Here is a 20594-nt window from a genome sequence, read left to right on the forward strand (position 1 = left end):
GCCCGCGTTCAGCCGGTCGTCGGTGATCGGCTCCGCTGCTTGGCAAGCGCTTTCCACTGGAACGCGTGCTCGATCCCTGCCGGAGTGAGGGAGCCGCCGCCGGGCGGGTGCGGCAACCTCTTGTGGCGCAACGCAAAGCGTTCACCCCCGGACAGGCCGGGGATGGCGGTGGGTGGCGTTACCGGTGTGCTGCCTCGTAGGCGTCGGTGACGTCGCCTGGGATTCGGCCGCGGTCGGCGACCTGCATCCCGTTCTCCCTCGCCCACGCCCTGATCTCCGTCGGGTCCGAGGTCCTCGTGGCCCGCGCGGAGTGAGCGGAGTGGGTGGGTGGTCGGTTGTCGAGGACGCTGCTCTCGCGGACGGCGTCGCGGATTTCGTTTGGGCTGCGCAACGATCGTGGGCGGGTGGGGGGTGAGAGCGTTGACACCGTGAGGTTGTCCACGCCTAGGCGTTCGGCGACCTGTCGGATGTGGTCGTGGTGGCTCAGCACGATGATCTGCCAGTGCCGGGCCAGTCGTGCCATCACCTTCAGCGCGGCTTCCGCCCGCTTGTCGTCGAAGGTCATCAGGACGTCGTCGAAGACGACCGGCAGGGTGGGCAGTCCGCGTGCCACCCGCTCCTCCTGGAGCGATTCGATGCCCGCCAGGCGGAGGGCGAGGAACGCCTGGTCGGCTGTTCCCTCGGAGAGCTGGTCGGGTCGGTAGGCCTGTTCGTCCAGGCCGATGACGCTCAACGACCTCCCCGACCCGTGGTTGTTCGTGCGCAGGGCGACGTAGTGGCCGTCGGTCAGCTCCTCCAGGACACGACCGGCCCGGTCCAGCAGCGGCGAGGCGTGTTTGCGCTCGTAGGCGTCCAACTCGTCGCGCAGCACGGTCTGCTGGATCAGGGCGACGAGGTAGTCCTCCACCTCGTTCGCCAGTTCCGCCAGTCGTTCCTGCGCTTCGGCGTGCAACTCGGCCGCGCCGGAACGTCCGACGAGTTCCTGGTCGCGCTGTCGGAGTTCGCCGAGCGCCACCACGGCGGCCTCGTGCTCTCCTCGGGTCTTCTCGCGGAGTTCCCCGGCCATGTCGACGTCGAGGCTCAGGACGTCGGCGTCGGCGTCGGCGAGTTCGTCCACGAGCGCGGCGAGGTCGGCGTTCGGCAGTGCGGCCGTCACGAGTCCGGTGTGCCGGTCGATCTGCCGGACGAGGTCGGCCAGTTCGGTTCCGCGCTCCGCGGCCCGGTGCAGGTCAGTCGTTCCGGTCCTCGTTCGGAGCACGTCCAACTCGTCGATCGCCAACAGCCGTTCCGCCGCTTCGTCGGTCGCTTTGCGCTGGAGCGAGTCGTGCTGCTCCGCCAAACCGTCCGCCGTGGTCTTGGCCGTGCTCGCGGCGGTGCGGCGTGCGCACAGCACTTCCACGGCGGACCCCGTGTCGTCGATCCCGTGCCGTCCGGCGACGGTGGAGAGCGCGTCGAGGAACTCCTGGTAGCGCCGGCCCAGGCGCACGGCCCGCTGCCGGAGGTCTTCCGCGTCGGTGTGGGCGGCGCGGGCCTGGTCGAGGACTTCGCGTCGTCGTTTCCACCCCTCGGGTCCGAGAGCGCCCAGCCCCGCGTCCGCCGCGACCCGACGCCAGGCCGACGCCGCCGAGTCCAGACCCGTGTGCGCGGCGGCGAGCCGTTGTTCGGCGGCTGACGTGAGGTTCCGCATCTTCGCTGCCACGGCGCGGGCCTCGCGGGCGCTGTCGTCCTCGGCGAGGAGGGTTCTCGCCGCCTCCAAGAGGCTGCTCAGGTCCGCGTCGTCGCGCGACCGTCCGGCGCGGCGCAGGATTTCGGCCAGGTAGGCGCGCTTGCCCTCGACCTCCTCCCGCAGCCCGTCCGAGGTGTGGCGGGCGACCTCGGCGTCGCTCTCGGCCGCCAGCACCGCCGCGAGCAGCTCGCGCAACCGGACCCCGTCGTCGGGAGCGGGAACGGCGACCCCGGCGGACGTCCAGAGGTCCTGCCAAGTCCGCCGCGCGTCCGCCAGAGCGGACTCGGCGATCTCCACGTCCGCCGCCGCGGCCGTGGCGTCCGCCTGCGCTTCCGCGAGCTGAACGGCCAGGTGGTCGCGTTCGGCGGCCGCCATCCGGTGTTCCGCCACCAGGTCTGCCACGCGGTCGGCTTCGCGCACCACGCGCTCCACCCTGACGGGCAGGTCGGGGACGTCGGAGGACGGCGTGCCCGCGAGCCAGGCCCGGACCACCTCGTCGATCGCCGCGTCCCGCTCGTCGCGGGCCGTCGTGACCGCCCTGGGGTCGGAGACCTCGCGGGCGTCGAACTCGGCCAGCCGCTCCCGGATCCCGGTCATCCGCTTCTCGACGGAGTCGAGGTGCGCGCGGGCCGTCGTGAGCGTGGCACCCCGGTCGACGAGGTCGTCCCGGTTCGCCTTCACCGACTCCGCCGAGGCGATGCCGCCCAACCGGGTGCCCACCGGCAGACCGGCCTCGACCAGCAGGTCGGCACGTCGTCGGGTCGCCGCGGCCTCCGCGTCCACGGCCTGTCGGAAGGCCAGGACCGCGGAGCCGTCCGCGTGCACGCCGTCGACCACCTCGCGCACCGCCGCCACGGTCCGCTCTTCCGGCTCCGGCGGACCGTCGCCCGCCGACGCGTGGTCCAGCGTCGATTCCAGTTCCGCCTGGCGCGTGGTGACCAGCGCTTCGGCCTGCGCCAGCGCGACCGCCGCCGCGTCCAGTTCGACGGCGCGGTCCTCACCGACCCAGAGCGCGTCGAGCAGGACGTCGACCGAACGCGCGTCCGTCGACCCCACCAACTCGCCCAGCAGCGTGCGCGCCTTCGCGTCGATCCGCTCGGCGTCCTCCTCGTTCGAGGCGATGTTCTCCGCGTCCTGGAGCCGGGCGCTGTGCTGCCGTTCCAGGTGCGCGATCACCTGCTGGTCGTCGAGGATCTCGTGGTCCACGACCACCTCCGCCAACGACCGGGCCACGTCGTCGGCTTCACGGGTGAGGTCGGTGATCCGCTCCTCGGCCCGCGCCAGCCGGTCGTTGGCGCGAGACCAGGTGGCGAGGTCGTCCTCGGTCAGACAGGGGCCTTCGGCTTCGAGAGCCGCGACGCGCTTCCGCAGGACGTCCAACTCGCGGACGTCGTCGAGGACCCTCACCTTGGCGGCCTGGACGTCGTGGGCCGCGGCCGCCCGTTCGGCCTGCTCCCTGGCCGTCCTGACCTCGTCCTCGGCCTTCGCCAGCCCGGCCCGCACGTTCGTGACGTCCACCGCGAGCGCCATCTCGCGCTCGGCCTGCTCGGACGCTCGCCGGTACTCGGCCATCGCCAGGCGCGTCTTCACCGTCTTGGCGTTCCCGTGCGCCTTGTACAGGGTGTTCGCGCGCTCGGACAGCTCCGCCAGCACCTGGTGGACGGACTGCCCGCTCCGGGCCTCGAAGATCAGGCCCGCGAGGTCCCCCTTCGCCTCGCACAGGTCGCGCCCACCCTGCCTGAGCTTGTCGTGGGAGAGGCCGAACGAGGTGAGCCACCTGGTCCAGTCGTCGTCCTCGCCCTGCCAGACGGCGGACTCCGCGGCCCCCGTCGCCACCGCCGTCAAGCCCCGTGCGACCCGCTCGACCTCGAACGGCTCCCGACCGGGCAGCTCCAGCACGGCACGAACGGCCAAGGCTTCCCTGCTGAACAGGAACGCCCGGCGCGAGTTGGGCGGGATCGACCACAGGAGGTCCGCCAACGCGTCGAGCATCGTGGACTTGCCCGCCTCGTTCGACCCGAGCACCAGGCTGAGCCCGGTGCCGAGGTCGATCGACCGGCCCTCGAACGCGCCGTACCGCTCCAGCACGAGTGAACGGACCCGCATCACGCCTCCCCGGACGACAGCTTGGCCACGAGGCCGTTGATCGCCGACTCGGTGAGCCCGCGGAGGAAGTCCTCGTCGCGCAGGTCGAGGGAGTCCTTCGCGCGCAGCACCCGGCCGAACTCCCGGTCGAGCGGCTTGACCAGGTCGAGCAGGGCGTCCACGTCGACGGCCAGCTCCCCGCCCCTGCGCTTGATCGCCTCGATGAGCTGCTCGTCGACCCGACCCGCCGCTCGCGGGAACACGGCACGGGAGACGGCCTTCTCCAGCGTCACGCCCCTGCGCTCCGCAAGTCCGCTGACCTCCGCGGACAACCGGTCCCGGTCGCTCAGCGCCCCGGCCGCGGCCGTCGTGCCCTCCACGGTGACCCTCGCGACCAGCGGGCGTTCGCCGATGCCCGCCCGCGCGTCGCCGAGGTGCTCCTCGACCGAGTCGAGCACGTCGTCGAACGTTCGCCTGTCCGAGGCATCGACCCGGATGTCGGCCCAGCGCGCCACGTCGAGCGGGACGAACCGCACGCTCGCGGGGGCGTCGACCTCCAGGTCCACCACCAGCGCGCCCTTCGGCCCGGTCTCCTTGACGTGCCTGCCTTGCAGGTTGCCGGAGAACGCGGCCACCCACTGGCCGCCGTTCACCACGCGGTGCTTGTGCACGTGCCCGAGGGCGAAGTACTCGTACCGGGCCTTCTCCAGATCGGACGGCGTGCACGGCGCGTAGGGCTCGTGCCCTTCGGCCCCGGTGACGGCCGTGTGCAGCACGCCGATGTTCACCAGGCCGGGCGTGCGGTCCGGATAGGACAGTGCGAGGTTCTCCCGGACCGCCCTCACGGCGTAACCCTGGCCGTGGACGGCCAGTCCCAGGCTCCCGTCGATCACCGTCTCGACCTGGTCGGTGCTCAGCACGTCGACGTTCTTCGGCAGGCGCACCGCTTTCGTGACGACGCTCTCCGCGTCGTGGTTGCCCGCGACCATGAACACCCGGATCCCGTGCTGGTGCAGGAAGTCCATCTGATCCGCGAAGAACTTCCCGGTCGCGTAGTCCGGCCAGTCGCCGTCGTAGATGTCCCCGGCGAGGACGAGGGCCTGCGCCCGCTCGTCGACGACCAGCCGCACCAGGTTCTCCAGGGCGTCCCGCGACGACCGGCGCAGCCTGCGCGCCAGGTCGTCCCCGGCGAACCTGCTGAGACCGCGCATCGGGCTGTCGAGGTGGATGTCGGCGGCGTGCACGATCCGCACCGCCGTCACCGTTCCGCGCCCGCGCCGGATCCGTCCAGGTGATCGGCGGCGGGCGAACCCGGCGCCGAAGTCAATCGATCATGGAAAGGGATCATGGTCGACACATCGTGCGCGCCTGCCGTCTTGCTACACGGCGGTGGTCGACGGCCGGGTCGCCGTTGTGCGGAGATCCGCCGCTCGCTGCGCGGATCGGGGAGTCGCACGACTGTGATTCACCCGTTCGGCGGCTCGGCCCGCGCCCCTCCGGTCGTGGCACGGCACGACCGGAGGGGGCCGGTCAGCCGATCAGCCCCAGCAGGGCGGTGGCGATGTAGAGGTCTTGCAGCGCGATGCCGGAGCTGTCGAAGACCGTGGTCTGGTCCGGTGCCGTCCGCCCTTCCGCCGCACCGGTGAGCACGTGGCCGATCGCGGTGATGTCGCGGTGCTTCGGGGCGTGCTGGAGTTCGCCGATGGTCGTCGACTGGGGCGGGAGGTCGCAGTACAGCGAGGCGGTGATCAGCAGGTCAGGGGGGAGTTCCTGCTTGCCCTTCGCGTCCGAGCCCATGGAGGCGACGTGGGTGCCGGGGCGCACCCAGTCCGCTTCGAAGAGCGGGGACCTGGCCGTGGTGGCGGTGACGATGATGTCCGCTTCGGTGACGGCCTGTTCCGCCTCGGTGAGGGTGGCGGGGAGGTTGGCGTTCCTCAGTTCGGCCACGAAGGCGTGGCCGTTCGCCTCGGTCCGGGCGACCACGTTGATCTTGTCGAGGGCGCGGATCTTGGCCAGCGCCTGGCACTCGTAGAACGCCTGGTGACCGGTGCCGAAGATGGTCAGGGTGGTGGCGTTGGGGTTGGCGAGGGTGTTCGCCGCCACGGCGTCCGCCGCCGCCGTGCGGTAGGCGTTGACCTTCGCCGCCTCCACGACCGCCGCGACCCGGCCGGTGTCCTGGTCCAGCAGGATGATGGTGGAGTTGTGCCTCGGGCCGGTGGTGTTGTCCGGCCAGTAGCTGCCGATCTTCACGCCCGCGAGGTTCGCCGACGCCGCGGACTTCAGGGTGAACCTGTTGCGCGGGTCCGAGCCGTGGGCGGGGAGGGCCGGGAAGGTGGTGCTGGTGGGCGCCACCGCGGCGATCAGCGCCTCGCGGACGGCGCCGTAGGCCAGTTCTTCGGTGACGAGGGCCGCTGAGTCCTCTTCGGACAGGAAGCGCATGGGGTTACCAGCCGTTCAGTCGTGGCCACGCGGTGTCGCCGGTGGTGAGGTGGTAGCGGTCGTGCTGGGCCGCCGTGGCGCAGGCGTGGTTGGGCAAGACGCGGAGCTTCGTGCCCACCGGGAGGTGGGGGAGCGGGCCTTGGCGCATGGACAGGACCCCGTGTTCCTGGCTGGCCCCGGTCATGAGCAGGCCGGGGATGAGGTGGCCGTCGCGGTCGCAGACGAGACCGTAGCCCTGGTCCACCGGCTGGTCCGCGGTGCCCCGGTCGCGCGAGGTGGCCATCCAGCCCGCGTCGGTGAGGATCCAGCCCTTGTCCTCGCGATGGCCGATGACCGTCGTCACGACCGACAGCGCGAGGTCGTCCAGGGTGCAGACGCCGATCCCGGCCATGACGAGGTCGAAGAAGACGTAGTTGCCCGCGCGCACCTCGGTGACGCCGGTCAGGTCCCTGGCGAAGTGGGCCGTCGGGGTGGAGCCGATGCTGACGACCGGGGCGGGGAAGCCCGCCGCGCGCAGGGTTTCCGCCGCCCGAACGGCCGTGGCGCGCTCGTGCTCGGCGGCCTCGACCAAGGCTTCCTCGGTGCGGCAGTAGTACGACTCGCCCGCGTGGGTGAGCACGCCGCGCACCCCGTCGCCCAGCGCGCCGGCGATGGCCAGGAGGGCGGGGTCGTCGGCGAGCACTCCGCCGCGGTGGCCGTCGCAGTCGACCTCGATCAGGGCGGGAACGCCCGCCGAGGCGGCGGCGCGGGCCTGGTCGACGTTGTCCAGCAGGACGACCAGGTCCACGCCCTTGGCCCGCAAGGCCCGCACGCGGTCGAGCTTGTCCGGGGCGATGCCCACGGCGTAGACGACGTCGGTGAAGCCGTGGGCCGCGAACTCCTCGGCCTCGTGCAGGGTGGAGACGGTGATGGGGCCCGTTCCGCCCCGGAAGACGATCTTCGCCACGTCGACCGACTTCGCGGTCTTCACGTGGAGGCGCAGGGTCGAGCCCAGCGCGGTGAGGTGGTCGTGGAGGCGGGTGGTGTTGGCCTCGACCTTGGTCGGGTCCACCAGGAGGTGCGGCGTCGTCATCTCAGCTCACGTAGTTGTAGACGGTGGCGCGGGAAACGCCGAGGATCTCGGTGAGCACCGGGACGGAGTGCTTCACGTCCAGGTAGCCCTTCTCCTTGAGGTCGCGGAGCAGTTCCTTCCGGTCCTTCGCGGTGAGCCCGCGGGGGGTTTGGCCTCGGGCCGCGGCGAACTCCTCGACGAGCGTGCGGAGTTCGTCCACGGTGCGGGCGCGCAGGGTTTCCGTCAGCGGCTGCTGCTGCTCGTCTGTGCTGACGAGGTTGTGCAGGCTGCGGGCCACGGTGGCGAAGAGGGAGACGTCCAGGTTCAGGCAGAGGGCGGCGACGTAGGTGCCCTCGCTGTTCTTGATGCCGATGGACGTGCTCTTCGCGGGTCTGCCGTCCGGGAAGGTGTTGGGGTAGTTCTGGATGACGTTCGGGTAGTCCGGGTCCTGGATGCGGGCGACGCCGATCTCCGTGGCGGGGTCGCCGACCTCGCGGCCGGAGAGGTTGTTCTCGATGACGCGGACCGTGTGCTCCGGGTCGCGGAGGTCGTGCAGCACGACCTCGCAGAGGCCGGGGAACATCCTGCCGATGGCGGTGGCGATGGTCTCCGCCTCGCGCAGCAGCAGCTCGTCCTCGGTCACGCGAACACCCCCGCCATCGTGGTCGGGGCCTTGAGACCGGAGCCGGTCAGGACGACGACCGTGGTGTCGCCGGGACGGATGGCCCCTCGGGCCCGGAAGACCTCGATGGCCGCCGCCGCGGTCGCGCTGGTGGGTTCCGCGTAGAGGCCGATGGCCGCCAGGTCCCGGACGGCCGCGGCGATGCCGTCCTCGGGGATGGTGGCGACGTCGCCGTTCGAGCGGCGGATGGCGGCCAGCACCTCGGGCAGGCGGACGGGCTCGCGGATCGCGGTGCCCTCGGCGATCGTGGGGGCGAACGCCAGGTCGGCCGTGGTGCCGTGGAAGTGGGCGGCGATGGGGGCGCAGTTGCGCGGCTGGGCGACGAGGAGCCTGGGGAGGCGGGTGATCCGGCCCGCCGCCAGCAGTTCGCCGAAGCCGAGGTCGCAGCCGAGGACGGTGCTGCCCGCGCCCGCCACGGTGACGACGTTGTCCGGGGCGGTGAAGCCCAGGTCCTCCCAGAGTTCGTAGGCGAGGGTCTTGGTGCCCTGGAGGAAGAACGGGTGCCAGTTGTGGCTCGCGTAGCAGGTGTCGGCGGAGTCGTGGAGCGCTCGCGCGGCGGTGGCCTCCCGGTCGCCGGGCACCAGGGTGACCTCGGCGCCGTAGGCGCGGCTCTGGAGGACCTTGGCCGGTGACGTGCCCTCCGGGGCGAGGATCCTGGCCTTGATGCCCGCGGCGGCGCAGTAGGCGGCGACCGACGAGCCGCCGTTGCCGGAGCTGTCCTCGATGACGCTGTCCACGCCCGCCCCCGCGAGCAGGGAGATCATCACGCTGGTGCCGCGGTCCTTGAAGCTGCCGGTGGGGTTGAACCACTCCAGCTTGAAGCGGACCGGCGTCGTGCCCCAGGTGCGGTCGAGCAGCGGGGTGCAGCCCTCGCCCAGCGAGACGGGCCGTTCGACGCCACCGGGGAGCGCGGCGCGGTACCGCCAGAGCGAGCGTTCCCGCGTGTCGACGTCGTCCGGGCCGATGCCGGGCGACGGGGCCACCGTCAACGGTGCCCCGTCGTCCCCGCGCCAGCGTCGGGCGTCGATCGGGTAGGTCCTGCCGGACCGCGCGTCGAGGTACATGACCACCCTTCGTCTGGACGTTTGGTCCAAGTGTAGACGAAGGGTCTAGAAGTTACAGGTGGATGCCTCCCGAGACCTCCAGCCGCTGGCCGGTGACCCAGCGGTTGTCGTCCGACAGCAGCGACGCCACGACACCGCCGATGTCGTCGGGCAGGCCCACGCGGCCCAGCGCGGCCTGGGACGCCAGGAGCGCGTTGAAGTCGGCGTTGTCGCGCACCACCCCGCCCGCGAAGTCGGTCTCGATCGGCCCCGGCGCGATGGTGTTGACGGTGATGCCGCGCGGGCCGAGTTCCTGGGCCAGGTAGCGGGTCAGCACCTCGACCGCGCCCTTCATCGACGCGTACGCGGCGAAGCCCGGCGAGGTGAACCGGGAGAGGCCGGTGGAGACGTTCAGGATGCTCCCGCCGTCGGCCAGGAGCGGGAGGAGGTTCTGGGTGAGGAAGAAGACGCCCTTGAACTGGACGTTCAGCAGCTCGTCGAACGCCTCCTCGGTGGTGTCGGCGAACGACAGGTGGTGGGCGATGCCCGCGTTGTTGACCAGGTGGTCGAACGAGTCGCGGTCCCACGTCTCCTTCAGCGCCCGCCGGACCTCGTCGGCGAAGCCCGCGGGCTTGGCGACGTCCAGGCGCAGCGCGACGGCCGTGCGGCCCAGCGCGCCGATCCCGGCGACGACCTCGTCCGCCTCCTCGGCGTTCGAGCGGTAGGTGATGATCGAGTCGACACCCCTGCGGGCGAGGGCGAGCGCGGCGTTGCGGCCGAGGCCCCTGTTGCCCCCGGTGACGATGGCGATCTTCATGGTGCTTCCCTTCGTGGTTCTCGCTTGCACCACGAGGGTCGTCGCTTTCCGCGACCGCGTTCACCGCCTGGTTATCCCCTGATCGGCAGACCGGGGTTGAGCGCTTCGACGCTCGCCTCGACGATCCGCTCCTGGGCGGTCTCCCTCGACGTGGTCGGCACGCCGTCGCCGGACTGGTCGCCGTAGTCGCCGAAGAACGCGTGCACCGCGCCGGGGACCTGGACGTACCGGGTGTCCGGTGGCAGCAGCCGCCGGGAGTCGGCCACGTCCGACGGCGTGGTGAAGCCGTCGCGCTCGCCCGAGAGCGACCAGACGGCCAGGTCCGTGCGGTGGGACAGGTCGTCCACCGGGTAGGAGGCCCACAGCAGCAGGCCGCGCACGCGGGGATCGCCGGTCGCGGCGAACCGGCTCGCGGCGACGCCGCCGAGTGAGTGCCCGCCGACGGTCCAGTCGTGGACCTCGGGGTGGGCGTCGAGCACGTCGGCCGCGGCACCGGTGGTGAGCAGGGCGAAGTCGAACGGGGCCTTGACGACGACCACCAGCGTGCCGCGCGCCGCGACGGCGTCGAGCAGGCGCAGGTAGGCGCGGGGGTCCACGCGGGCGCCGGGGTAGAACACCAGGCCGTTGCGGACCGGGGTGGTGGGGACCAGTTCGACGGTCGTCGCGTGGTCGACGGTCCGCGCCACACCGCTGGTGGCGGCGAACGGGCGCAGCCACACCAGCGGCGCCAGCAGCAGCGCCACGGGCAGCAGGACGAACCAGCGCGGACGCGGCGGGCGGACCGCCGCCGCGAGCCCGCCGCAGCCGACGAGCACCAGGACGACCAGGTAGGCCGGGTGGGCGTGGGTGATCGTGGACCAGCGGGTCGCCAGCAACCACGCGGGCACGCCGAGGCACGCGGCCGGGACCGCCCAGCGGAGGTGGCTCATCGGCGGACGGCCGCCACCCGGACGCCCACCCAGACCAGCAGCGCCACCACGGCGGTGAGCAGGTACTCGATGGCGGGGATGCGGACGACCTCGTCGATCCGGTCGAAGCCGCGCCACGAGTACACGACCAGGACGCCGACGGCGAACACCGCCGCCACGTACCAGCGCGCGGTCGTGGACAGGCCGACGCCGTGCAACTGGGTCAACATGAACACGCCGAGGAAGCCGAACAGGAACATCGGCCAGATGCCGTTCGGGCCGGAGTTCATCACCGCCACCAGCGTGCCGTGCACGGCCACGAGCAGTTCCAGGGAGAGGGTCCACCAGCGGTTGGTGTGCGCGCGGGTGAGGAAGAGGCTGCCCTGCAAGAGCAGGAGGAACATGTAGAAGAAGCCGATCAGGTGGCCGCTGGTGTTCTCCATCGGGTGGTACCAGAACGTGTAGATCGCGGCCCAACTGAACAGGTAGCCGTGGTACTTGCGGGCGAACCCGACGACGTCGGCGGGGAACGGGCGGCCGTGCCCGACGAAGAGGCCTCGCCTGCGGCTCTCCATCAGCAGCACCACGACCAGGAGCAGCACCACCGAGCCCTGCGAGCTGAAGATCGACACGTCCTGCGCGGTGCCGTCGTAGAAGACCTGCGTCTGCACGGCGTGCAGCAGGATGAAGCCGAAGTTCACCGCGAGCGCGACCACGTTCACCGGATGCAGGCCGCTGGTGTACCGCTTGACCCTGGTCTGGGCGTAGTAGATCAGGCCCCACGCCGCGAGCTGGTGCCCCGCGTAGCCCACCCAGGCGGACGCTCGGGTCCACGCGGTCGGCTCGGGGAGCTTCCAGTAGTACCAGGACGCGCCCTGGTCCGGCAGCAGGACCACATCGCCCAGGCGGGTGCCCGCCAGCCAGACCAATCCCGTCAGGACGGCGCTGGCCAGGACGCCCCACAGCAGGGCGCGGGTCGAGTCGAGACGCACATCGTTCAGCACGCTGAGCATTATGCAGATGTTCAGCTTGCTGAACAAACCCTTGCCGTGGGAACGTGCCGGGCAGCACCATGGGAAGAACGTCCGACGACGAACGGGGAATACGCGGTGGGTACGCACCGGTTGCGGGTCAACGGGTCCTGGCACGAGGTGGACCTGCCCGACGACACCCCGCTGCTCTGGGCGCTGCGCGAGGACCTGGGGCTGACCGGCCCGAAGTACGGGTGCGGGGTCGGCGCCTGCGGGGCGTGCACGTCCATTGTGGACGGATCGGCGTTCCGGCCGTGCACGACGAGCGTCGCCGACGCGGTCGGCGGGGACATCACGACCATCGAGGGCCTGTCGCGGCGCGGCGACCACCCCGTGCAGCGGGCCTGGGTCGAGCAGGACGTCGCCCAGTGCGGCTACTGCCAGCCCGGCCAGATCATGACGACGGTCGCCCTGCTGGCCGAGCACCCCGACCCGAGCGACGAGGACATCGACGAGGCGCTGCGGGACAACGTGTGCCGCTGCGGCACGTACGCGCGCATCCGCGTCGCCGTGAAGCGCGCCGCCTGCCTGGCGAGGGGTGAGCGCTGATGCTCGGCCGACGCTCCTTCCTCACCGCCGCGGGCCTCGGCGCGCTGGTCGTGGCACTGCCGGTGCCCGCGCTCGCCGACGCCGAAGGGCTGGTCCCGAACGTCTTCGTGCGCCTGGACGCCGACGGCCGGATCACCGCCACCGCCCCGCGCCCGGACTCCGGCCAGGGCGTGCGGACCGTCGTCGCGATGCTGGTGGCCGAGGAACTCGCCGTCGACCTGGACGCCGTGCGCGTCGAACAGGCGCTCGGCGACCCCGTCCGCTACGGCTCGCAGGCCGTGGGGAACTCGGTCACCCTGCGGCAGACGACGGAGCCGTTGCGCCGTGCGGCGGCGACCGCGCGATGCCTGCTGGTGGCCGCCGCGGCCGACCGGTGGGGTGTGCCGAGGGAGGACTGCCGGGCGCGCAACGGGTTCGTGACGCACCCGCGGCACCGGAGGCTGCCGTACGCGGCGCTGGTCGCCGACGCCGCCGCGCTCGACCCGACGACCGTCGCGGTCACGCTGACCCCGCAGGCGGAGTGGAGGGTGCTCGGCCGCGAGGCCGGGCGGATCGACGCGCACGACATCGTCACCGGCAAGGCCCGGTACGGCATCGACGTCGCCCGGCCCGGCCTGCTGACCGCCGTGGTGGCGCGCCCGCCGTGGATCGGCGCGGTCCCGGACGTCGTCGACGACTCGGCCGCCCGCGCGGTGGCGGGGGTGGCCGACGTGGTCCGGGTCGCGGCAGGCATCGCGGTCGTCGCCGGGTCGGCCCCCGCCGCGCTGCGGGGACGGGCGGCGCTGCGCGTCACGTGGACCGGCGGCACGCCGACCGCCGACAGCCGGGTGTGGCTGGAGGACCTGGCGGCCGCGCTGCCCGCGACCGGGCCCGCGCCGGGACCGGTGGCGCTCGAAGCCGAGTACCGGCTGCCGCTGCTGGCCCACGCGCCGATGGAACCGATGAACGCCACCGCCGACGTGCGCCCGGACAGCGCGTCGCTGTGGGTGCCGACGCAGGACCCCGGCAGGCTGCGGACGCTGCTCGCGCAGACCCTCGGGCTCGACCCGGCCATGATCCGGGTGGAGCCGACCCTCGCGGGCGGCGCGTTCGGCAGGCGGATCGAGACGGACTACGTGCTGGAGGCCGTCGCCTGCTCACGAGCCGTCGGCGCGCCGGTCAAGGTGCTGTGGACCCGCGACGACGACACGCGCCACGACTCCTACCGGCCGATGTCCGTGCACAGGCTCAGCGCCGTGGTCGACGCCGAGGGCCTGCCGACCTGGCGGTCGCACGCCGTGTCGACGTGGCCGCTGACGACCGCGCCGCCGTTCGCCAACCCCGCCGTCGTCAAGGGCAGCGGCGACCACTTCCCGTACACCGTGCCCGGCGCGGTCACCGTCGGGCTCACGCCCGCGCCGTTGCGCACGGCGTACTGGCGCGCGGTGTACGCGGGCCAGTTCGGCTACGCCGAGGAGTGCTTCCTCAGCGCGCTCGGCGACCGCGGCGGCTGGGACCAGGTGGCGCTGCGCAGACGTTTGCTACCCCCGGAGTCCCGCCTGCGCCGGGTGCTCGACGTGGCGGCGAACCGGGCCCGCTGGAGCGCGTCGCGGAAGAGGGCGCGCGGCGTCGCGTGCCACCTGGACTACGGGTCGGCCATCGCGGTGATCGCCGTCGTCGAACTGGAGGACGGCGTGCCGCGCGTGCGGAAGGTGACGGCGGCGGTCGACGTCGGCCCGGCGCTGCACCCGTCCGGCGTGCGGGCGCAGGTCGAGGGCTGCGTGATGGACGCCGTGTCGACCGTGCTCGGAGCCCGGATCACCGTGCGGGACGGGCAGGTCGTGCAATCGTCCTTCCGGGACTACCCGTGGGCCAGGATCGACCGCGCGCCGGACGTCGACGTGGTGCTGGTGCCCTCCGACGCGCCGATCGGCGGGCTGGGGGAACTGGCCTACCCGCCCGCCGCCGCGGCCATCGCGAGCGCCGTGGCCGTCGCCACCGGGCGGCCGGTGACCGGGATGCCGGTGAACACGGACGTCGGCTGACGGTGGTGTCCGGCCCGTCTGCGAAGATGACCCGATGGCCGAGCCGGACGAGCGGGTGCGCGACATGCGCGCCGACGTGCACTCCTGGCCGACCGGGCGGCTGCTGTCGGTCGCGGCGCGGCTGGTCGAGGGCAGGTTCGACGCCGTGCTCGCCGAACTCGACCTGACCCACGCGGGCATGATCACCCTGCACCACGTGGTGCGGGAGCCGCTGGCGCAGCGCGAGCTGGCCGTGCTGTGCCGGGTGACCGACCAGACCATGAGCCGCACCACCGAACGCCTGGAGCGCTCGGGGTTCATCCGGCGCTACTCCGACGACCGCGACCGCAGGCGCACCCTCGTCGCGATCACCCCCGCCGGGCGCAAGGTGCTGAAGACCGCCCGGCGCGAGGAGCGCGAGTCCGACGTGCTGCTCGGCGCCGTGGACGACTACGACCGCTTCCGCGAGCAGTTGATCGCGCTCATCGCGGTCGTGACCGATCAAGGCGGCTTCGCCGAGTAGATCCTTGCGGTGCAAAGGTTTCCCTGGCCGCGATTGTCCATTCCCCGGCCGCTGATGTCCTGTGCCCCGCCCTCCCGCGCGCCTAGCGTGGAGGTGACTCCACTGTGGAGTCCCGAAACCTCCACCCTGCGAGGAGAACCCAGTGTTCAGTCGATTACTCGTCCTCTCCCTGATCTGCGCGGGCCTGGTCGTGGGCACCCCTGCCGCCCACGCCGCCGTGGACTACGCGCAACCCGGTTCGCACGCGATCGGCTACGTCGACGTCACCGCCGTGTCCGGCGGCCGTTCGGTGCCGTCGCGGGTCTTCTACCCCGCCACGACCGCCGGATCGGGCACCGCCATCGCCACCGGCCGGTTCCCCGCCATCGCGTTCGGCCACGGCTTCCTCCAGGCCACCTCCAAGTACACCGGCACGACCGGGCACCTGGCGTCCTGGGGGTTCCTGGTGATCGTGCCCAGCACGCAAGGAGGGCTCAGCCCGAACCACGGCGCGTTCGCCGACGACCTGAACGCGGCCCTCGGCTGGCTGGTGGCGCAGGACTCCACCGCGGGATCGCGGTTCCGCGACCACGTGGTGACCGCCGCGCTCGGCGTGAGCGGCCACTCCATGGGCGGCGGGGCGAGCGTGCTCGCGGCGTCCCGCAACCCGGCCGTCAAGGCGGTGTCCACGATGGCCGCCGCGGAGACGACCCCGTCCGCGAAGGCCGCCGCCGCGACGATCGCGGCACCGGCCCAGTTCCTGGCCGGGTCGCAGGACGCCATCGCGCCGCCCGCCGACCACCAGCGGCCGATCTACACGGCGAAGAGGGCGCCGAAGCAGTTGCGCACCGTCACCGGCGGCTTCCACTGCGGGTTCATGGACTCCTCGGGTCTGTTCTGCGACAGCGGTTCCACCACCAGGGCGGCGCAGCTCGCCGCCACCAAGAGGATCACGACCGCGTGGTTCCGGCACTACCTGGCCGGGGACCCGGCCGCGGTCGACCACGTGTGGGGCCAGCCCGCCCGCACCGATCCGGCCGTCGTGTTCGAGGGCGTGCAGTAGGTGCCGTCACGCCCGTCGCGCGTACGCGGCGGGCGTGACCCCCTTCCACCGCTTGAACGCGTGGATGAAGCTCGACGCCTCCGCGTACCCGAGCCGCAGCGCCACGTCCTCGACGGCCAGCGTGGTCAGCAGCTCCTGCGCCAGCACCTCGCGCACCTCGTCCAGCAGCTCCTGGAAGGACGTGCCGGACTCCGCGAGCCTGCGCCGCAGCGTCCGCGTGCTGACCGCCAGCTCGCGGGCGACGTGGTCCATGCCGACACCGATCGCTCCCGGCCTGCTGAGCAGTTCGCGCACCTCGTGGGCGATCCCGGCCCGCGCCCGGCGGCGGGCGACGAGTTCGCGGCACTGCGCCTCGCACGCCGCCACGGTGTGCGGATCGGCCTGCGGCAACGGCCGGTACAGGAACGCCGAGTCGTAGGCCGCCACCGTCGTGGGTCGCCCGAACCGGGGTAGCTGGCCGAACACGCGCTCGTGGCCCGTCACGTCGGACGGCTCGGGGAAGGCGAAGTCGACGGCCAGCAGCGGCACCCCACCGGGCAGCAGTTCGCCGATGACCGTGTGGATGGCCGCGAGGTCGCGTTCCACCAGGAAGCGGGCCACCGGAGTGGGCAAGGCGGAGTCGTCCAGCTCGATGAGCACCCGGTCGTCGGCCAGTGACGCGCGCGGGATGCTGAACGTGAAGCTGAGGTCCAGGTAGCGCAGGGCCACGTTCACCGCGTCCAGCACGGTGGGGCTGCTGATGAACGCGTAGCCCAGGATGCCGAACGTCGTGACGTGGTACCGGCCGCCGAGCGCGGGCCCGGCGTCCGGCATCAGCTCGGCCAGCGTGCGGACCACCCGCAGCTCCTGCGCCGCCGCGACCTCCGCGACCGGGTCGCTCAGGGCCGCGGGGGAGATGCCGCTGTCCGCGAGCAGCGTGCCGGCGTCGAGGCCGTGCTCCGCGCCGAACCGCACCAGGAGAGCCACACCGGCCACGCTGCGCGGGAAGTCCCAGTGCCCGATCACCGGCTCCGCGAGAGACGTCATGGCCGACATTGTCGATTCCGCGTCCGCTCCTGTCTTGAGCCGGACGTGTGGACCTCCCTAACGTCGATCAGGTGAACACCTCGTCACGTCCCCGTGTCGTCGTCATCGGCGCGGGCTTCGCGGGCATCGGCATGGCCATCGCCCTGCGGCGCGACGGCGTCGACGTGACCGTGTTGGAGCGCGCGGACGACCTCGGGGGCGTGTGGCGGGACAACACCTACCCCGGCGCGGCCTGCGACATCCCGTCGTCGCTCTACTCCTTCTCGTTCGCCCCCAACCCGGACTGGCGGCGCCGGTACGCCGAGCGCCCCGACATCCACGCCTACCTGCGGCGGGTCGCCGTCGAGGTGCTCGACCACGTCCGGTTCGGCACCGAGGTCGCCGCCGCGACGTTCGACGAGGACGCCGACCGGTGGCGCGTCGAGCTGGCCTCGGGCGAGGTCGTCGAGGCCGACGTCGTGATCTCGGCGGTCGGCCAGCTCTCGCGGCCGGTCGTCCCGGACCTGCCCGGCGCGTTCGGCGGTCCCGCGTTCCACAGCGCCCGCTGGGACCACGGGCTCGACCTGGAGGGCCGCCGGATCGCGGTCATCGGCACCGGGGCCAGCGCGGTCCAGTTCGTCCCGCACCTCCAGCCCCTCGCCGAGCGGATCACGGTGTTCCAGCGGACGGCACCGCACGTCGTGCCCAAGCCCGACCGGTGGTACCGGCCGTGGCACCACCGGCTCTTCCGGACCGCGCCGGTGGCGCAGCGCGCGGGACGGCTGGGCATCTGGCTCGTCGGCGAACTCCTCACGGCCGCCCTGACCTCGGTCCAGCCCCTCGGTGTGCTGATCAGCGGCCTGGCCCGGCTGCACCTGCGCCGCCAGGTGCCCGACCCCGCGCTGCGCGCCCGCCTGACGCCCACCAACCGGGTCGGCTGCCAGCGGCTCCTGTTCTCCAACGACTGGTACCCCGCGCTGTCGCAGCCCAACGTGGACGTGGTCACCGAGAAGATCACCGAGCTGACCCCGACCGGCGTGCGCACGGCCGACGGCGTCGACCACCCGGTCGACGTGGTCGTGTACGGCACGGGGTTCGCGGCGATCGACTTCCTCGCCCCGATGCGGATCCGCGGTCGCGGCGGCCGGGAACTGGCCGACGAGTGGGCCTCCGGCGCGCGGGCGCACCTCGGCATGACCGTGCCGGGGTTCCCGAACTTCTTCGTCCTGTACGGGCCCAACACGAACCTGGGCGGGAACTCGATCGTGTACATGATCGAGTCGCAGTGCGAGTACGTCCGGCAGGCGGTGCGACGCCTGGCCTCGGTGGCGACCGTGGAGGTCCGCCGGGAGGTCGCGGAGCGGTTCGACGCCGAGACGCAGCGCCGACTGGCCCGAACGGTGTGGACGCGGTGCGCGAACTGGTACCGCGACGCCACCGGCCGCGTCGTCACGAACTGGCCCGGCTCGGTGTGGGAGTACCGCCGCCGCACCGCGCGGGTGGACGACAGGGACTTCCACCACGGGGAAGCGCGATGACCGACTACGACGTGCTGGTGATCGGCTCCGGGTTCGGCGGCAGCGTCACGGCGCTGCGGCTGACCGAGAAGGGCTACCGGGTCGGCGTGCTGGAGGCCGGGCGGCGGTTCGCCGACGACGAGTTCGCGGCCAGCTCGTGGCGGCTGCGCGACTACCTGTTCGCACCCCGGCTCGGCTGCCTCGGCATCCAGCGGATCGACCTGCTGCGCGACGTGCTGGTGCTCAGCGGCGCGGGCGTCGGCGGCGGGTCGCTGGTCTACGCGAACACCCTCTACGAGCCGCCGGAGCCGTTCTACCGCGACCCGCGGTGGAGCGGGATCACCGACTGGCGGGCCGAACTCGCGCCCTGGTACGACCAGTCGAACCGGATGCTGGGCGTCGCCGAGTACCCGCGCGCCACCCCGGCCGACGACGTGCTGCGCGAGGTGGCGGACGACCTCGGCGTCCGCAGCCACCCGGCGCGGGTCGGCGTGTACTTCGGCGAACCCGGACGGCGTGTCCCCGACCCGTACTTCGGCGGCGTGGGCCCGGAGCGCACCGGCTGCACGCACTGCGGCGAGTGCATGACCGGCTGCCGTCGGGGCGCGAAGAACACGCTGGTGAAGAACTACCTGCACCTGGCCGAACGGGCGGGCGCGGTCGTCTACCCGCTGACCACGGCGGTCGACGTCCGACCGGTGCGCGGCGGCTACCGCGTCGACGCGCGCGGGACCGGGGTCCTGCCCGGCGAGCGGAAGGCGTTCACCGCTCGGCACGTCGTGTTCGCCGCGGCGTCGCTGGGCACGCAGCGGCTGCTGCACTCCCTGCGCGACCGGGGGAGCCTGCCGGGGTTGTCGAACCGGCTGGGGGTGTTGGCGCGCACCAACTCCGAGGCCGTGCTGGGCGTGCGGGCCCGCGCCGACGGCGTCGACTACTCGCGCGGCGTCGCGGTCACGTCCTCGATGCACCCGGACGAGCACACCCACGTCGAACCGGTCCGCTACGGCCGGGGCAGCAACCTCATGGGGCTGCTGATGACCGTGCTGGTCGACGCCGAACCCGGCACACCGCGGTGGCGGCTCGGCGCGCGGGAACTCCTGCGGCGGCGGCACGACCTGCGCAGGCTCCTCGGGCCGAAGCACTGGTCGGAGCAGACGGTGGCGCTGCTGGTGATGCAGAACCTCGACAACTCGCTGACCACGCGCACCCGTCGAGGCGTGTTCGGCAGGCGGCTGACCAGTTCACCCGGCGAGGGCGACCCGATCCCGACCTGGATCCCGGCCGGGCACGACGTGGCACGCCGGGTCGCGGCGAAGATCGACGGCGTGCCCGGCGGCGCGTGGACCGACCTGGCCGACATCCCCATGACCGGGCACTTCATCGGCGGCTGCGTCATCGGCGCCACCGCGGCGACCGGCGTGGTCGACCCGTACCACCGGGTGCACGGGTACGAGGGGCTGCACGTGGTCGACGGGTCGACCATCCCGGCGAACCCCGGCGTCAACCCGTCGCTCACGATCACCGCGCTCGCCGAGCGCGCCGCGTCGCTCTGGCCGAACCTGGGCGAGCCCGACCCACGTCCGGCGCTCGGCTCGCCGTACGCCCGCGTGGCGCCCGTCGCGCCGCGGCACCCCGTGGTCCCGCACACCGCGCCCGGCGCGTTGCGCCTGCCCCTGACCCCGAAGTGAGGACCGCTCAGTGGACGTCGAGTACCCGCCCGAGCCGTGGGACCTGCACGGGCACGGCTGCGTGTCGTTGTGGACGGTCCGGGCCCGCGACCTGCCCGCGCTGCCCGACGGCGTCCGGCCGGTCACGGCGTTCGGCCGCGCGCTCGTGACGACGGCGTTCGTGGACTACCTGCCGGGAAGCCTGCTGCCGTACCGCGAACTGCTCGTGGGCGTGCTCGTCCGGCACGGCGCTCGTCCGGGACTGTCGATCACGGACATCTGGGTCGACAGCCCGCAGTCGAAGGCGGGCGGCCGGGAGCTGTGGGGGATCCCCAAGGAGCTGGCCGACCTGACGATCGTCCCCGCACCCGCGTTCAGCGCGAACGCCGTCGGCATCGCGGAGGTGAGGCACACCTCGTACGGGCGGGGCGTGCCGCTCCTGATCGCGGGCTCGGTGTTACAGGCGCTGAACGGCGCGCTCGCCCGCACCCCGGTGCGGGCGAGCG

The 20594-nt window shown here is 72.6% G+C and carries 17 protein-coding genes; 7 read left to right on the plus strand and 10 right to left on the minus strand.

The window, feature by feature from the left end:
- Positions 1–178: 178 nt before the first annotated feature.
- From NZH93_RS49720 to NZH93_RS10960, 9 genes are all read right to left on the minus strand, one after another.
- On the minus strand, positions 179–3832 hold the full coding sequence (locus tag NZH93_RS49720) for an AAA family ATPase (protein WP_276023174.1): 3654 nt from the start codon (positions 3830–3832) through the stop codon (positions 179–181).
- On the minus strand, positions 3832–5064 hold the full coding sequence (locus tag NZH93_RS10925; RefSeq protein WP_259622871.1) for a metallophosphoesterase family protein: 1233 nt from the start codon (positions 5062–5064) through the stop codon (positions 3832–3834). Before NZH93_RS10925 ends, NZH93_RS49720 begins: the two co-directional genes overlap by 1 nt.
- A 277-nt stretch (positions 5065–5341) precedes the next feature.
- The gene (locus NZH93_RS10930; RefSeq protein ID WP_259622872.1) at positions 5342–6250 is read right to left on the minus strand and encodes an ornithine cyclodeaminase family protein; all 909 of its coding nucleotides are present in this window, start codon (positions 6248–6250) and stop codon (positions 5342–5344) included.
- 4 nt (positions 6251–6254) lie between these two features.
- Positions 6255–7322, minus strand: a complete 1068-nt coding sequence (locus tag NZH93_RS10935) for an alanine racemase (RefSeq protein WP_259622873.1) — start codon at positions 7320–7322, stop codon at positions 6255–6257.
- 1 nt (position 7323) lies between these two features.
- On the minus strand, positions 7324–7944 hold the full coding sequence (locus tag NZH93_RS10940) for a helix-turn-helix transcriptional regulator (protein ID WP_259622874.1): 621 nt from the start codon (positions 7942–7944) through the stop codon (positions 7324–7326).
- Complete coding sequence (locus tag NZH93_RS10945; protein WP_259622875.1) at positions 7941–9047, minus strand: threonine synthase; 1107 nt, start codon at positions 9045–9047, stop codon at positions 7941–7943. Before NZH93_RS10945 ends, NZH93_RS10940 begins: the two co-directional genes overlap by 4 nt.
- A gap of 52 nt (positions 9048–9099) precedes the next feature.
- A complete protein-coding gene (locus tag NZH93_RS10950) occupies positions 9100–9843 on the minus strand; it encodes an SDR family NAD(P)-dependent oxidoreductase (RefSeq protein ID WP_259622876.1) in 744 nt (247 codons plus the stop codon).
- Between the two features lie 71 nt (positions 9844–9914).
- Entirely contained in the window at positions 9915–10772 is an 858-nt protein-coding gene (locus NZH93_RS10955) for an alpha/beta hydrolase (RefSeq protein ID WP_259622877.1), read from the minus strand.
- The gene (locus NZH93_RS10960; protein WP_259622878.1) at positions 10769–11755 is read right to left on the minus strand and encodes a hypothetical protein; all 987 of its coding nucleotides are present in this window, start codon (positions 11753–11755) and stop codon (positions 10769–10771) included. The genes NZH93_RS10955 and NZH93_RS10960 overlap by 4 nt, the downstream gene beginning before the upstream one ends.
- 105 nt (positions 11756–11860) lie before the next feature.
- Here NZH93_RS10960 and NZH93_RS10965 point away from each other — a divergent pair, with 105 nt between their 5' ends.
- The 4 genes from NZH93_RS10965 (at position 11861) to NZH93_RS10980 (ending at position 15899) form a co-directional block, all read left to right on the plus strand.
- Positions 11861–12331, plus strand: a complete 471-nt coding sequence (locus NZH93_RS10965) for a (2Fe-2S)-binding protein (RefSeq protein WP_259622879.1) — start codon at positions 11861–11863, stop codon at positions 12329–12331.
- Positions 12331–14355: a xanthine dehydrogenase family protein molybdopterin-binding subunit gene (locus NZH93_RS10970; protein WP_259622880.1), complete on the plus strand. Its 2025-nt coding sequence runs from the start codon at positions 12331–12333 to the stop codon at positions 14353–14355. Before NZH93_RS10965 ends, NZH93_RS10970 begins: the two co-directional genes overlap by 1 nt.
- A 34-nt stretch (positions 14356–14389) precedes the next feature.
- Entirely contained in the window at positions 14390–14857 is a 468-nt protein-coding gene (locus NZH93_RS10975) for a MarR family winged helix-turn-helix transcriptional regulator (RefSeq protein WP_259622881.1), read from the plus strand.
- A gap of 142 nt (positions 14858–14999) precedes the next feature.
- Positions 15000–15899 (plus strand): alpha/beta hydrolase family protein, encoded by a 900-nt coding sequence (locus NZH93_RS10980; RefSeq protein ID WP_259622882.1) that lies wholly within the window; start codon positions 15000–15002, stop codon positions 15897–15899.
- 6 nt (positions 15900–15905) lie between these two features.
- On the opposite strand, the gene NZH93_RS10985 is transcribed toward NZH93_RS10980, so the two are convergent.
- The gene (locus NZH93_RS10985) at positions 15906–16925 is read right to left on the minus strand and encodes an AraC family transcriptional regulator (RefSeq protein ID WP_259622883.1); all 1020 of its coding nucleotides are present in this window, start codon (positions 16923–16925) and stop codon (positions 15906–15908) included.
- A 71-nt stretch (positions 16926–16996) separates the two neighbouring features.
- Between NZH93_RS10985 and NZH93_RS10990 the strand changes: the two genes are divergently transcribed.
- From NZH93_RS10990 to NZH93_RS11000, 3 genes are all read left to right on the plus strand, one after another.
- The gene (locus NZH93_RS10990; RefSeq protein WP_259622884.1) at positions 16997–18442 is read left to right on the plus strand and encodes a flavin-containing monooxygenase; all 1446 of its coding nucleotides are present in this window, start codon (positions 16997–16999) and stop codon (positions 18440–18442) included.
- On the plus strand, positions 18439–20109 hold the full coding sequence (locus NZH93_RS10995; RefSeq protein WP_259622885.1) for a GMC oxidoreductase: 1671 nt from the start codon (positions 18439–18441) through the stop codon (positions 20107–20109). The genes NZH93_RS10990 and NZH93_RS10995 overlap by 4 nt, the downstream gene beginning before the upstream one ends.
- Before the next feature lie 10 nt (positions 20110–20119).
- The coding region (locus tag NZH93_RS11000) for an acetoacetate decarboxylase family protein (RefSeq protein ID WP_259622886.1) at positions 20120–20594 on the plus strand (475 nt) is incomplete at its 3' end.

Origin of the sequence: Umezawaea endophytica, from assembly GCF_025061645.1 — a bacterium.
Taxonomy (GTDB): Bacteria; Actinomycetota; Actinomycetes; order Mycobacteriales; family Pseudonocardiaceae; genus Umezawaea; species Umezawaea endophytica.

Coding starts and splice junctions, on each gene's coding strand:
- NZH93_RS10970 (WP_259622880.1), top strand. CDS start 12,331: ATGCTCGGCCGACGCTCCTTCCTCACCGCCGCGGGCCTCGGCGCGCTG.
- NZH93_RS10985 (WP_259622883.1), bottom strand. CDS start 16,925: ATGACGTCTCTCGCGGAGCCGGTGATCGGGCACTGGGACTTCCCGCGC.
- NZH93_RS10995 (WP_259622885.1), top strand. CDS start 18,439: ATGACCGACTACGACGTGCTGGTGATCGGCTCCGGGTTCGGCGGCAGC.
- NZH93_RS10950 (WP_259622876.1), bottom strand. CDS start 9,843: ATGAAGATCGCCATCGTCACCGGGGGCAACAGGGGCCTCGGCCGCAAC.
- NZH93_RS49720 (WP_276023174.1), bottom strand. CDS start 3,832: ATGCGGGTCCGTTCACTCGTGCTGGAGCGGTACGGCGCGTTCGAGGGC.
- NZH93_RS10930 (WP_259622872.1), bottom strand. CDS start 6,250: ATGCGCTTCCTGTCCGAAGAGGACTCAGCGGCCCTCGTCACCGAAGAA.
- NZH93_RS10945 (WP_259622875.1), bottom strand. CDS start 9,047: ATGTACCTCGACGCGCGGTCCGGCAGGACCTACCCGATCGACGCCCGA.
- NZH93_RS10955 (WP_259622877.1), bottom strand. CDS start 10,772: ATGAGCCACCTCCGCTGGGCGGTCCCGGCCGCGTGCCTCGGCGTGCCC.
- NZH93_RS10975 (WP_259622881.1), top strand. CDS start 14,390: ATGGCCGAGCCGGACGAGCGGGTGCGCGACATGCGCGCCGACGTGCAC.
- NZH93_RS10935 (WP_259622873.1), bottom strand. CDS start 7,322: ATGACGACGCCGCACCTCCTGGTGGACCCGACCAAGGTCGAGGCCAAC.